Origin of the sequence: Pseudoalteromonas sp. 20-MNA-CIBAN-0454 (assembly GCF_040308685.1) — a bacterium.
Classification (GTDB): domain Bacteria; phylum Pseudomonadota; class Gammaproteobacteria; order Enterobacterales; family Alteromonadaceae; genus Pseudoalteromonas; species Pseudoalteromonas nigrifaciens.
The window spans coordinates 20654-32855 of sequence record NZ_JBEOOB010000039.1 but is presented as its reverse complement, the minus strand read 5'-3'; the positions used below and the strand labels follow the sequence as shown (position 1 = coordinate 32855).

The 12202-nt window shown below is 41.4% G+C and carries 10 protein-coding genes and 2 tRNA genes; 5 read left to right on the top strand and 7 right to left on the bottom strand.

The window, feature by feature from the left end:
- Window positions 1–59: 59 nt before the first annotated feature.
- Window positions 60–144, bottom strand: a tRNA-Leu gene (locus tag AAEZ22_RS15820).
- Window positions 145–416: 272 nt separating this feature from the next.
- Between AAEZ22_RS15820 and AAEZ22_RS15815 the strand changes: the two genes are divergently transcribed.
- Window positions 417–911 carry an RDD family protein gene (locus AAEZ22_RS15815; protein WP_011329070.1) on the top strand — a complete coding sequence of 165 codons (495 nt, stop codon included), beginning with the start codon at window positions 417–419 and terminating at the stop codon, window positions 909–911.
- Window positions 912–1022: 111 nt separating this feature from the next.
- On the opposite strand, the gene lptG is transcribed toward AAEZ22_RS15815, so the two are convergent.
- Window positions 1023–2090, bottom strand: a complete 1068-nt coding sequence (gene lptG / locus AAEZ22_RS15810; RefSeq protein ID WP_089368699.1) for an LPS export ABC transporter permease LptG — start codon at window positions 2088–2090, stop codon at window positions 1023–1025.
- Window positions 2087–3199 (bottom strand): LPS export ABC transporter permease LptF, encoded by a 1113-nt coding sequence (gene lptF / locus AAEZ22_RS15805; protein WP_306287769.1) that lies wholly within the window; start codon window positions 3197–3199, stop codon window positions 2087–2089. Before lptF ends, lptG begins: the two co-directional genes overlap by 4 nt.
- Window positions 3200–3503: 304 nt before the next feature.
- Here lptF and pepA point away from each other — a divergent pair, with 304 nt between their 5' ends.
- From pepA to AAEZ22_RS15790, 3 genes are all read left to right on the top strand, one after another.
- The gene (pepA, locus tag AAEZ22_RS15800; protein ID WP_011329073.1) at window positions 3504–5015 is read left to right on the top strand and encodes a leucyl aminopeptidase; all 1512 of its coding nucleotides are present in this window, start codon (window positions 3504–3506) and stop codon (window positions 5013–5015) included.
- Window positions 5016–5166: 151 nt separating this feature from the next.
- The gene (locus AAEZ22_RS15795) at window positions 5167–5613 is read left to right on the top strand and encodes a DNA polymerase III subunit chi (protein WP_011329074.1); all 447 of its coding nucleotides are present in this window, start codon (window positions 5167–5169) and stop codon (window positions 5611–5613) included.
- A gap of 60 nt (window positions 5614–5673) precedes the next feature.
- Window positions 5674–8529: a valine--tRNA ligase gene (locus AAEZ22_RS15790; RefSeq protein ID WP_350546568.1), complete on the top strand. Its 2856-nt coding sequence runs from the start codon at window positions 5674–5676 to the stop codon at window positions 8527–8529.
- A 153-nt stretch (window positions 8530–8682) separates the two neighbouring features.
- Here AAEZ22_RS15790 and AAEZ22_RS15785 read toward each other — a convergent pair whose 3' ends face one another.
- Window positions 8683–9927 carry an outer membrane protein transport protein gene (locus AAEZ22_RS15785; protein WP_011329076.1) on the bottom strand — a complete coding sequence of 415 codons (1245 nt, stop codon included), beginning with the start codon at window positions 9925–9927 and terminating at the stop codon, window positions 8683–8685.
- A gap of 283 nt (window positions 9928–10210) precedes the next feature.
- On the opposite strand from AAEZ22_RS15785, the gene AAEZ22_RS15780 reads away from it, so the two are divergent.
- Window positions 10211–10534, top strand: a complete 324-nt coding sequence (locus AAEZ22_RS15780) for a hypothetical protein (RefSeq protein WP_041454548.1) — start codon at window positions 10211–10213, stop codon at window positions 10532–10534.
- Here the strand turns inward: AAEZ22_RS15780 and AAEZ22_RS15775 are convergent.
- The 3 genes from AAEZ22_RS15775 to AAEZ22_RS15765 form a co-directional block, all read right to left on the bottom strand.
- Window positions 10494–11708, bottom strand: coding sequence for an HD-GYP domain-containing protein (locus AAEZ22_RS15775; protein WP_011329078.1), 1215 nt, complete (start codon window positions 11706–11708; stop codon window positions 10494–10496). The genes AAEZ22_RS15780 and AAEZ22_RS15775 overlap by 41 nt on opposite strands.
- Before the next feature lie 103 nt (window positions 11709–11811).
- A complete protein-coding gene (locus AAEZ22_RS15770; protein ID WP_041454550.1) occupies window positions 11812–12033 on the bottom strand; it encodes a Rho-binding antiterminator in 222 nt (73 codons plus the stop codon).
- 59 nt (window positions 12034–12092) lie between these two features.
- Window positions 12093–12167: transfer RNA gene (locus AAEZ22_RS15765), tRNA-Arg, on the bottom strand.
- Window positions 12168–12202: the final 35 nt, after the last annotated feature.

The window sequence follows — 12202 nt, the reverse complement described above, 5'->3', positions numbered from 1 at the left end:
TTTACACTTTTCTGTAGGCATAAAAAAACCCCGACCAATTTGATCGGGGCTATAAAAAGTGGTACCAGCGGCCGGACTCGAACCGGCACGCCTTTCGGCAGGGGATTTTGAATCCCCCATGTATACCAATTTCATCACGCTGGCATAATTTTTCTTTAACCTTCTAAATACCAGAAGATAAAGAAAAACCACTTTAGAGCTTAGGTTTATAAAACTGCCTTCGTCTCTATGCTAAGCATTATACAATCAATAAAGGTAGCGGCAAGCGTTTTATGACATAAGTACAATCAACCGCTTAACAATTAAGCAACCATTAACATTTAACTCTGCGCAGCGCTTTAATGCCTTACTGAAGAGGTAGTATTTACCAGCCTATTTGCTAAACTAGCGCGCATATTAATAGTGAGAGTATATTTATGTTGAATGAATTTCCACGAGCTGGCTTTTGGCGTCGTTTGGCGTCGTTAATTTATGATGCCTTGGTCGTAATTTCTTTATCTATGCTTACTGCCATACTCTACTTTGCAGTCATTCAGCTACTAACGTCTTTAGATATGATAGTTAAAACTGACGATCCTGCTGCTTTAATACAAGACTCCACGTTACTCTCTGGTATTAGAAGTGCGTTGTTTGTTGGAGTAAACGTATTCTTTTTTGCTTATTTTTGGACTAAAAGCGGGCAAACCATTGGCATGCGCGCATGGCGCTTAAAAGTACAAACTCTAGATGGGCAACTTATTAGCTGGCCGCAAGCAATAATTCGCAGTGTTAGTGCATTACTTGGTTTAGGTAATTTAGTGGTATTGGTTGATTTTAAAAATAAAAAAGCTTTGCAAGATTACCTTTCTAAAACCGAAGTTATTGCACTCACCAAAGAAGAAAACAAGCGTATTTACCGTGAGCTTGATTAATTAAAAGTAATACACTGTAATTTATAAGCACAAAAAAGCGTGGCACTTTTATAAAGTAGCCACGCTTTTTTGTTTCAAGGTATTTTTGTAACTACCTTTTTATAACTAGTTTTATGCGCGTTTATTCATTAAGTAAGCAGCAAAGCCGGTGAATATAATGCTAGGCACTACAGCGCCAATAAACGCAGGTATTTGATACACCATAACCACAGGACCAAATATTTCGTTGGTTAGATGAAACACTATACCCGTAACTACGCCCATTATAATACGTGCACCCATAGTGACGGTACGCAACGGGCCAAATATAAACGACAGTGCAACTAGCAACATTACAGCGATAGATATTGGCTGCATAAGTTTGCGCCAAAGCGCGAGTTCATAGGTGCTGGTATCTTGATCGTTTTGCTCTAAATAGTCTAAGTAAGACCATAACCCAGTAAACGACAGCGACTCAGGTTTAACCGATACCACACCCAGCTTTTCAGCAGTAAGTTGTGATGGGTAAAACTCCTCAGGCACTTGCTCTGTGGTAATAAGCTCATCACTTATTTTTACTTTATTGACGCCGCGCAGTAACCAGCCGTTTTCGCGACTTAGCGCATCTTTTGCCTTCGTTATTTGTGTAAGCGATAGCGACTGATCAAAGTGGTACATATGTACACCATTTAATTTACCATTTTGATCTACATCTTCTATATTTATAAAGTTATTGCCGTCTTTTGCCCATACGCCTTTTTGCGCATTAAAAACATCGCCACCATGAATTGCCTGGTTACGCATTTCTTTAGCTTGTAATTGCGCCTCGGGTACTCCCCACTCGCCTAATGCCATCATACATAGCGCCATAAATACGGCGGTTTTCATTACCGAGCTTATAATTTGTAAGCGCGACATACCTGCAGCGTGCATTACCACCAGCTCGCTGTTTGAGGCAAGCGCTCCTAACCCAGTTAAGCCACCAATGAGCGCGGCCATCGGAAAAAACACCACTAAATCGCCCGGTATTGTGTAAAGCGTGTAGAGCATCGCGGTCATTAAATCGTAACTACCACGGCCAACTGACTTTAACTGGTCGATAAATTTAATTAAGGTGCTAATGCCTACCAGTACCAATAATGCAAAGCCGGTGGTTTGTAAAATGCTGCGACCTAAATACCAATCAAGGGTTTTCATCATGCGCCCAACTCCCGCTTAGTAATTACCGCTTTAAGCCAAGCGCCAAGTGGTCGCCCTTTAATTATTAATAGTCCGCCAATAAATAAGGCACTTAAGTGAATCCACCAAAGGCCAATAGAGGGAGGTATTTTGCCATCTTCAACAGCAAATTTAGCAGCGTTAAGTAAAATAAAATAACCTAAGTACAAACTAATTGCCGGCACTAACTTAGCAAATTTACCTTGGCGTGGATTAACCACACTTAACGGTACTGCTAATAGTGTCAGCAGTGGAATAGAAAGCGGTATAGCAATACGCCATTGCCACTGCGCGGTTGCCTCTGGAGTGTTAAGTGCCAACAATTGATTAGTAGGAATTGCTTCTAATTTACGGCGTTGGTGCTCTATTTCTTGCTCACGTATTTGTACACTATAACCGTCAAACTCGGTTAAATTGAGCGCTGGCGTTAAGCCATCAGTTTCATAGCGTTTGCCGTCGCTAAGAACGAGTTGTTGTTCGCCATTTTGCGCTTCAACTACAACTCCTTGCTCTGCATAAACTAGGCGTGCAAGGTTGTCTTTTTCGCTATCGGGGAGTTGCGCTACAAATACTTTATTAAGCTCTTTTCCACCGTTTTCAATGTTATGAATAAACACCACGGCTTTTTCGTTACCGGTTTGCTGAAAGCGACCTGCCCTTAATGCAGATAATCCCGCATCGGCTTTAGCTTGCTCTTTTAATTGATACTCTTGCTCGCTTGCCCAAGGGGCAACATGCATAGTGAGCGCGGCGGCTAAAATAGCCAACCCCACACTTGATATAAGCGTCACTCTAACCACATACCATTCACTTACACCACAGGCTTTAAGCACGGTCATTTCGCTATCGGCGTAGATACGGCTGTAGGCCAAAATTATGCCTAAAAATATACTCAATGGTAAAATTAACGAGGCTAACTGTGGCAATTTAAGTGCGATCATCGATAGCACTAATTTAGCAGGAATACTGCCCTCAGAGGCATCGCCTAAAATACTAACTAACTTTTGCGACAAAAAAATGGTCATCAAAGTTAAAAATACGGCGACCTGCGATTTTAAAACCTCAGCAGTCAAATAACGAAAAATAAGCAATAGTCGCCCCTGTTAAACATGGTGTGTCACTGCAATAGTGAAAGTTTATAGTTAGTCATGATTTTACTCAGCGTTGCCGAGTATAGATCTAATATTATAAGCCATGAAAATTAATTATCCTACCTAACAACACGATATAATGTTGCATTAGTGACCCTTAAGCAGATAAAGTTCAATTACACAGTAAGAGTCGGGCAAAATCAGCTAAGATTAGAGCTACACCTAAATAATTTAGGTATATAAGACTAAAAATATTTTTAGTTTCTGCTTAGCTTCTAAAGATGACTCAAAATCAGGAGTGACAATGGAATTTAACGTAAAAAGTGGTAGCCCAGAAAAACAACGTAGCGCATGTATTGTAGTTGGTGTATACGAGCCTCGTCGGTTATCCCCCATTGGTGAACAACTCGATAAAATCAGTGATGGTTATATCTCAAATTTACTTCGCCGAGGTGACCTAGAAGGAAAGCCGGGCCAAGTTTTATTATTGCATCATGTACCAAACATCTTAAGCGAGCGCATATTGCTTGTAGGGTGTGGTAAAGAGCGCGAGCTTGACGATAAGCAATATAAACAAATTATTTCTAAAACAATTAATACCTTAAACGACACCGGCTCTATGGAAGCGGTATGCTTTTTAACAGAGCAACACGTTAAAGGTCGCGATACCTACTGGAAAGTGCGCCAAGCAGTAGAAACCACCCAAGATTGTTTATACACCTTTAATCAACTAAAAAGTAAAACAGTAGACCCACGTCGTCCACTGCGTAAAATGGTGTTTAATGTTCCAACGCGTCGCGAGCTAACTATAGGCGAAAGCGCTATTGAGCATGGTTTAGCTATTGCTGCCGGTAGTAAGCTGTGTAAAGACGTAGCAAATATGCCACCTAATATTTGTAACCCTGCGTATTTAGGCGAGCAAGCACAACAGCTAGCAACTAATTTTGACAACATTACTGTTGATCTAATCGGCGAAGAGCAAATGGCTGAGCTAGGTATGAACTCTTACTTAGCTGTTGGTCGCGGTAGTGTGAACGAATCGGTTATGTCGGTAATTAACTACAAAGGCGGCGCAGATGATCAAGCTCCTATCGTATTAGTTGGTAAAGGCTTAACCTTCGATTCGGGCGGTATTTCATTAAAACCTGGCGAAGGCATGGACGAAATGAAATACGACATGGGCGGTGCTGCAGGTGTTATTGGTGCAATGCGTGCACTGGCACAAATGCAGTTACCTATTAACGTGATTGGTATTTTAGCCGGCTGCGAAAATATGCCGGGGCCAAATGCATATCGCCCAGGTGACATTTTAACCACTATGTCGGGACAAACCGTTGAAGTATTAAATACTGATGCCGAAGGGCGCTTAGTATTATGTGATGCACTAACCTATGTAGAGCGTTTTGAGCCAGAAACCGTTATTGATGTAGCCACATTAACAGGTGCTTGTATTGTAGCACTAGGCGCACATGCAACCGGTTTACTCTCTAACCATAATCCGCTCGCGCATGAGTTGTTAAAAGCATCGGAGCAAAGTGGCGACCGTGCATGGCAACTACCGCTATGGGACGACTATCAAGATCAACTAGAGAGCCCATTTGCCGACTTTACTAACTTAGGGGGCCGTGCAGCTGGTACTATTACCGCAGCGTGTTTTTTATCTAAGTTTACTAAAAAGTACAACTGGGCACATTTAGATATTGCAGGCACGGCATGGCGCAGTGGCGCTAAAAAAGGCGCAACAGGCCGCCCTGTTCCTATGCTTACTCAATATTTATTAAACAGAGCCGGCGTAAACGAAGCTGCTCAAGATTAAGCATACCGCTTAGCTACTTATTAAGGCGCCGTTTGGCGCCTTATTTATTTGGGTATTAATTGAAGCAAAACCCGTTATATGGCAAAATCAGCCTCTTAATTTATGTGTATTAACTAGCTACACATTCAATGTCATGGGAAACCCCGATACAATGAACATGAACGCCCAATTTTTCGTTCTAAAGCAACAAGATGAGTCGCTGGCTAAGCCTGATGATCATTTGGCTTTGGCGGCTCAAATTGCCGCTGATCAGTATCGGCTTGGCCAACGTGTATTTATTTGTGTAGATAACGAAAATACCGCCTTTGCCATTGATGAAACACTTTGGGCATTTGATCCCGACAGTTTTGTACCTCATAACCTACAAGGTGAAGGCCCAAAAGGCGGCGCACCGGTAGAAATTGGTACTACGCCCCCTGTTGGCAATCGTAAAGTTTTAATTAACTTGGCTAATAACTTACCGGATTTTATTCGCCGCTTTAACCAAGTTTTTGATTTTGTACCCGTAGAAGCCGTTGCTAAACAAGCAGCTCGTGAGCGTTTTAAAAAGCTACGCCAACTCGGTGCTAACATCACCACGCAAGATATTAATAACTAAAAACACTTTTAGTAAAATAGCTAACCAACTAATTTAAGTACTTATTTAAGGTTCTGTGTAATGGATAAAACCTACAATCCGCAAGATATTGAACAGTCTCTATACCAAGGCTGGGAAGAAAAAGGCTACTTTAAACCATCTGGCCAAGGCGTCCCGTATTCAATTATGATCCCGCCGCCAAATGTCACTGGTAGCTTACACATGGGCCACGCTTTCCAAGACACCATAATGGATACCTTAACGCGCTTTAAGCGTATGCAAGGTAACAACACATTATGGCAAGTAGGTACTGACCACGCAGGTATTGCAACGCAAATGTTGGTTGAGCGTAAGCTGCATGCTGAGGAAGGCAAAACACGCCACGATTTAGGTCGCGAAGATTTTATTAATAAAATCTGGGAATGGAAAAAAGAATCTGGCGGCACAATCACTAAACAACTTCGTCGCCTTGGCGCATCGGTTGATTGGGATCGTGAACGTTTTACCATGGACGATGGCCTATCTGAAGCCGTTAAAGAAGTGTTTGTACGCCTGCATAAAGAAAACCTAATTTACCGTGGCAAACGCCTAGTAAACTGGGATCCTAAATTACACACTGCTATTTCTGATCTTGAAGTTGAAAACAAAGACAAGCAAGGCCACATGTGGAACTTACGTTACCCACTAGCCGACGGTGTTAAAACTCAAGATGGTAAAGACTACATAGTAGTAGCAACAACTCGTCCAGAAACCATGCTGGGCGACTCGGGCGTTGCAGTAAACCCTGATGACGAACGCTACATAGATTTAATCGGTAAAGAGATTTTATTACCCATTGTTAATCGCCGTATTAAAATTGTAGCCGATGAACATGCCGATAAAGATAAAGGTACGGGCTGTGTAAAAATAACCCCAGCGCACGACTTTAACGATAACGAAGTAGGCAAGCGTCACAAAATGCCGATGATCAACATTTTCGATAAAGACGCCGCTATTCTTACTCAAGGCGAAACCTACAGCTTTGATGGCAAAGAACTTGAGTTTGATGCACCAATTCCTGAGCGCCTACACGGGCTTGACCGTTTTGCTGCGCGTAAAGCGATTGTAGCTGAATTTGAAGAACTAGGCTTACTTGAAAAAATTGAAGATCATGGTTTAACCGTTCCTTACGGCGACCGCTCGGGTGTGGTAATTGAGCCACTGCTTACCGACCAATGGTATGTACGTGTTGCACCTCTTGCAGAGCCGGCTAAAGAAGCGGTTAAAAACGGCGACATTCAATTTGTACCTAAACAATACGAAAACATGTACTTTTCGTGGATGAACGACGTACAAGATTGGTGTATTTCACGCCAGCTTTGGTGGGGCCACCGCATTCCAGCTTGGTACGACAGCGAAGGCAACGTATTTGTTGGTCGCGATGAAGCTGAAGTACGCCGCGAAAATAACATTGCAGACAGCGTAACACTAAGCCAAGACGAAGACGTACTTGATACCTGGTTCTCATCAGCGCTTTGGACGTTCTCAACTCAAGGTTGGCCTGCAAACACTGATGATTTAAAAACCTTCCACCCGTCTGACGTGCTGGTAACTGGTTTTGATATTATTTTCTTCTGGGTTGCGCGTATGATCATGATGACGCTGCACTTTATAAAAGACGAAAATGGTAAACCACAAGTGCCGTTTAAAACCGTGTATGTAACTGGTTTAATACGTGACGACAACGGCGATAAAATGTCTAAGTCAAAAGGTAACGTACTTGACCCACTGGACATGATTGACGGCATTGAACTTGAAGAGTTAGTACAAAAGCGTACTGGTAACATGATGCAGCCAAAATTAGCGGCTAAAATCGAAAAAGATACCCGCAAAGTATTCGCTGGCGGCATTGAAGCACACGGCACCGATGCCCTTCGCTTTACGCTTGCAGCAATGGCTTCTACCGGTCGCGATATTAACTGGGATATGAACCGCCTTGAAGGCTACCGTAACTTCTGTAACAAACTATGGAACGCGAGTCGTTACGTATTAATGAACACAGAAGAGCAAGACTGTGGTTTTGCAACCGATGCACAAAAAGAGTTGTCGTTAGCCGATCGTTGGATTTTAGGCCAATTTGAGTCAACTGTTAAAAGTTATACTGAGCATTTAGATAATTACCGCTTTGACTTAGCTGCTAACACCCTGTACGAGTTTACTTGGCACCAATTTTGCGATTGGTACTTAGAACTAACTAAACCGGTATTATTTAAAGGCAGTGAAGCACAGCAACGCGGTACACGTAATACACTAATTACCGTACTTGAAAGCTTGTTGCGTTTAATGCACCCAATGATGCCATACATCACCGAAACTATTTGGCAACGTGTAGCACCACTTGCAGGCCTTGAAACAGAGAACACCAGTATTATGATACAACCATTCCCTGTTTATAATGCAGCTAGCGTTGATGCCAAAGCAATGGACGATTTAGAGTGGGTTAAACAATTCATTTTAGCAATTCGTAACATTCGTGGTGAAATGGACATTAGCCCAAGCAAGCCGCTTAGCGTATTACTTGCAAATGCTTCGAGCGACGACGTGCGCCGCATTGAGGAGAACAACTCATTTTTAGCATCACTTGCAAAAATTGAAGAGTTCACCATGCTCGAAAATAAAGATGATGCGCCTGCGTGTGCAGCGTCTTATGTTGGTAATCTTGAAATTATGATCCCAATGGCGGGTTTAATTGACGTAGAAGCCGAGCTTTCACGTATTAATAAACAACTCGAAAAAGCCGAAAAAGGCCTAGCACAAGTGCAAAATAAACTCGCTAACGAAAAGTTTGTTAACAACGCACCAGAAGCTGTACTTGCTAAAGAAAATGCCAAACTAGCTGAGTTTAGCGATGCTAAAACTAAGCTACTTGAGCAAAAAGCAAAAATAGAAAGCTTATAATTTAGTTTCCGGGCATTAGCCCGGAACATTTATATAGGCATTAAAAAGCCGCGCTATGTAATTACATAGCGCGGCTTTTTTTGACTCTAGGCTCTAGGCTCTAGGCTCTAGGCTCTAGGCTCTAGGCTCTAGGCTCTAGGCTCTAGGCAAGCATTAAAACTTATAGTTGTACTGAGCACCAACTAGCAATGCATGACCTTTTGATTCAAAAGACCATTCTTGCTGTGAATTATCTTTTTCAGTGAAGTTTTGTGTTTTACCACGTAGTACACTCACACCTAAATCAAAGTCTGAATGTTGATCAATTGCGTAGTTACCACCAAACGAGAACCAAAAGCGGTCTGTATCTGGGATAGAAATCGACATATGGTTTTTATCCGCTGGTGACTCATCAAACGCAACACCGGCACGTAATAATAGGTTTTCACTGTACTGGTAATCAGAACCTATTGCGTAGCGCATAGAATCTGAGAAATTTTCTTCTTTCTCAAATCCTGTAAACTCACCTGCTGGTCCGTTTACTTTTGCTTCTAACTTGTCAAAGCTGCTCCAACCTGTCCACATTACACTGTAGTGTAAACCAAGCTTTTCATCTAACTGATGAGAACCAGAAAATTCAGCAATAGCTGGTAGTGTAATTTCAACAGAACCTGGCATTTCAGGTAATAATTTAGCTGCGCTTGAGAAAGTCCCCTCAAAAGTAATATCGGTTTCGCTGCGGTAGTTAAAACCAAAGCGGCTGTTTTCATCAAGTTGATACATTAAGCCTAAATTTAAACCTAAACCAGTATCGTCACCTTCTAAGTGAACCGCATCAGTTGAAGCTGGAATATTAGGGTTCGCACCCACTTTTCGAATTATCGTTGCATCTGCATAAATATAGTTTAAGCCAATACCAAAACTAAATTGCTCTGTTACTTTATAAGCAACGCTGGCATTGAAGTTAACTGTTACAATTTCTGTTTCACCAGCTATTTGGCCTGCAGCATAGTCACCATTAAATTCTGTGGCTAAGCCAAAGTTAGAAAATGCACCAAAGCCAACTGACACTTTATCGTTAACTGGCATGGTAAAGTAACCCGCAGGTACAATTGCATTAGGAGCGATGCTGTCATTATTTAGCACGCTTGGATCTAAACCGTTATTTGTATCAGTGCCTTTTAAGCTTACATCAGGAAGTACAGCAATACCCGCCACTGATATTTGTTTTTCTTTAAATAGTGACATTAATGCTGGGTTACGAGCTACTACAGACGCATCGTCTGCGATTGAAGCTTCACCTGCATAGGCGCGACCGAGTCCTGAGGCATTTTGCTCAGATAACTGAAATGCTGCAGCAAAACTATCTGCTGAAACAAGTACCAGCGACGCTGCGATTAAAGTTTTAGTAAATTTCATTGTTGTTTCCTTAACCAAACTTATTGTTTGGGTAGCTATGTGTGTTGTTATTAGGATTTCAAACCTGATCACACTACATTAATTTTTTATAAAAAACTCTACAAACACGTCAAAAAACAGTAAAAAACACGTTTTTTAACGACCATTTAACAACTTATTAAAACTCATCGGACTAGAAGTGTGCTATTAGAGCACAAGCTCTAATTGTAATTGATTCTCATTTGAATTGACTTGAAATGCGCTGCAATCTACACTCTCTATAAAACGATGATGAGAGAAAACGGTGAGCATTTTACTTATTTTGACTGGGCTTATTTTTTGTGGCGCAAGTGTATTTTGTTTTTATAAAGCAAACTATTGTGCGTGTACTCGTGCTGGGCAATGTGACAATCCAGTTAATCACTTTTGGTTGGCGGCTATTACTTGTGCATTAATCTCGCTAACATTTTGCTGTTTAGCGCTGCATGTAGAGCTTGGTACTTTATTGTGGTTAATATTAATGGCAAGTTGCTTTTTAGGTGCGTTTATTTCGGCTAAACAAAGCCAAAAACGCAAATGTACTAACGCTATAAAAGTAAGTGCTCTTTTAATAAACGAGACAAGTTAATCTGATAATCAAGGGGCTTAACACTGGCAATAATTTTAAGCTCTTGGCTCAGGTCGCTCAAATCAATATCTTTTGGCGTAACATGGTGGCCATGCTTCGCATTATAAAATAGTTTAACTTTAGGTTTAATGGGATTAAGGTTATTGCCCTCAAGTACCAGTGCTAAACGTTCATTGGTCAGCTTTACAATAGTACCTACCGGATGCACACCCAAACATTTAATAAAGTGTTGTACTAATTCAGCGTCAAACAGTTGTTTGTTAGCGAGCAAATAACGCAGTGCGTTTATTGGCTCGTCACCGACTTGGTGAGGCCTATCTGCTGTTATCGCGTCATACACATCTACAATAGCCATTATACGTGCAGGGCGACTTAATTTCTCTGCATTAAGGCCTCGCGGATAACCCGAACCATCTAATCGCTCATGATGATTCACTATCATATCAAGCATTAACGGTGTGATCCCTTTTTCGCCTTTAACTAAACCTAAACTTTGTACAACATGTTTTTTTATTGCTGCAAACTCATTATTAGTGACTTTAGTCTGCTTTGATAATATACCCTGCGGCACCTTTGCCTGTCCTAAATCATGCAGCAATGCCCCCATTGCAAGCTGCTGCACAGTAGGCTCTTCATAGCCTAAGTATTTAGCAAATACTGCTGCAAAAATGGCGCAGTTGATCATATGACGCCAATTATAGCTGTGTTTGTCTTTAAGGCGGGTAAGAATGGTCATTGCATTGGGGTTTCTAAATACCGATGCCACTATTTCACCGGCAATTTCATCCAACACATTTATATTAAGCGCAAGCCCTGCTGTTAAGTCACCGTATAAAGCCTGTATTTTGCGATTATGCTGCTCATAGCTTACGCTCGCTTTTGCAAACTCTTGCTCTACCGATATAGCGAGAGCAGCTTTAGCTGGCTTTTCTTGGCTGCTAGCTACTTTAGCTTTATTTTTCGGTTTGTATTTGGCGGGTATCTCAACATCACTTTTAGTAAAATCAATGAGTAGCTCTAGCACCCCTTCTGTTACTAAACGCTTAATTATTGACTTATCACGCACTAGTCCACTGGTTTTGATTTTTATACTACTAATGCTTTCATGCTGCTTGGTAACATTGTCAACAAACATGCCAGGGACAAGCTCAGATATAGGTAAAGTGATAAGCATAAGTGTGGGAGGTTCTACAATTATAAGGCGTGTCTCTTAAATAGCACTTTTTAACCTTAAATGTCTACTTTTAAAGTTTTTACTAGTAATAAATAGCTACAAACTAAGCGAGTGAAATCGTTTTAATTTTATCTAGCCGTATTTTTATTATTTTGTTTGTTGGCTCTTGCAGCACCAAAAACTCGCCTTCGCCTTTAATATTTTCTAAGGTTTTAGCAACACCCACTAAGGTTTGGGTATCTAATGTGATAGCCACTTTATTTGCACGCATGCAATAAAGCTCAAGCTGATCGTAGTCGCCACATTTAATTGGTAGATAAGTCATGTTGAATATTTTTTAAAGGATAATACTAAAAGTTAGCAAGTGTATTAGAGGAATGCAAATGGCGCTCTCGGTAGGGATCGAACCTACAACTCAGCCTCCGGAGGGCCACGTGATATCCATTTCACCACGAGAGCACATTTGTTGCCGCCACATCAACTCGCGATATCAA

Coding starts and splice junctions, on each gene's coding strand:
- AAEZ22_RS15775 (WP_011329078.1), bottom strand. CDS start 11,708: ATGCTTATCACTTTACCTATATCTGAGCTTGTCCCTGGCATGTTTGTT.
- AAEZ22_RS15790 (WP_350546568.1), top strand. CDS start 5,674: ATGGATAAAACCTACAATCCGCAAGATATTGAACAGTCTCTATACCAA.
- pepA (WP_011329073.1), top strand. CDS start 3,504: ATGGAATTTAACGTAAAAAGTGGTAGCCCAGAAAAACAACGTAGCGCA.
- AAEZ22_RS15785 (WP_011329076.1), bottom strand. CDS start 9,927: ATGAAATTTACTAAAACTTTAATCGCAGCGTCGCTGGTACTTGTTTCA.
- AAEZ22_RS15795 (WP_011329074.1), top strand. CDS start 5,167: ATGAACATGAACGCCCAATTTTTCGTTCTAAAGCAACAAGATGAGTCG.
- AAEZ22_RS15815 (WP_011329070.1), top strand. CDS start 417: ATGTTGAATGAATTTCCACGAGCTGGCTTTTGGCGTCGTTTGGCGTCG.
- AAEZ22_RS15770 (WP_041454550.1), bottom strand. CDS start 12,033: ATGACTTATCTACCAATTAAATGTGGCGACTACGATCAGCTTGAGCTT.
- lptG (WP_089368699.1), bottom strand. CDS start 2,090: ATGATGAAAACCCTTGATTGGTATTTAGGTCGCAGCATTTTACAAACC.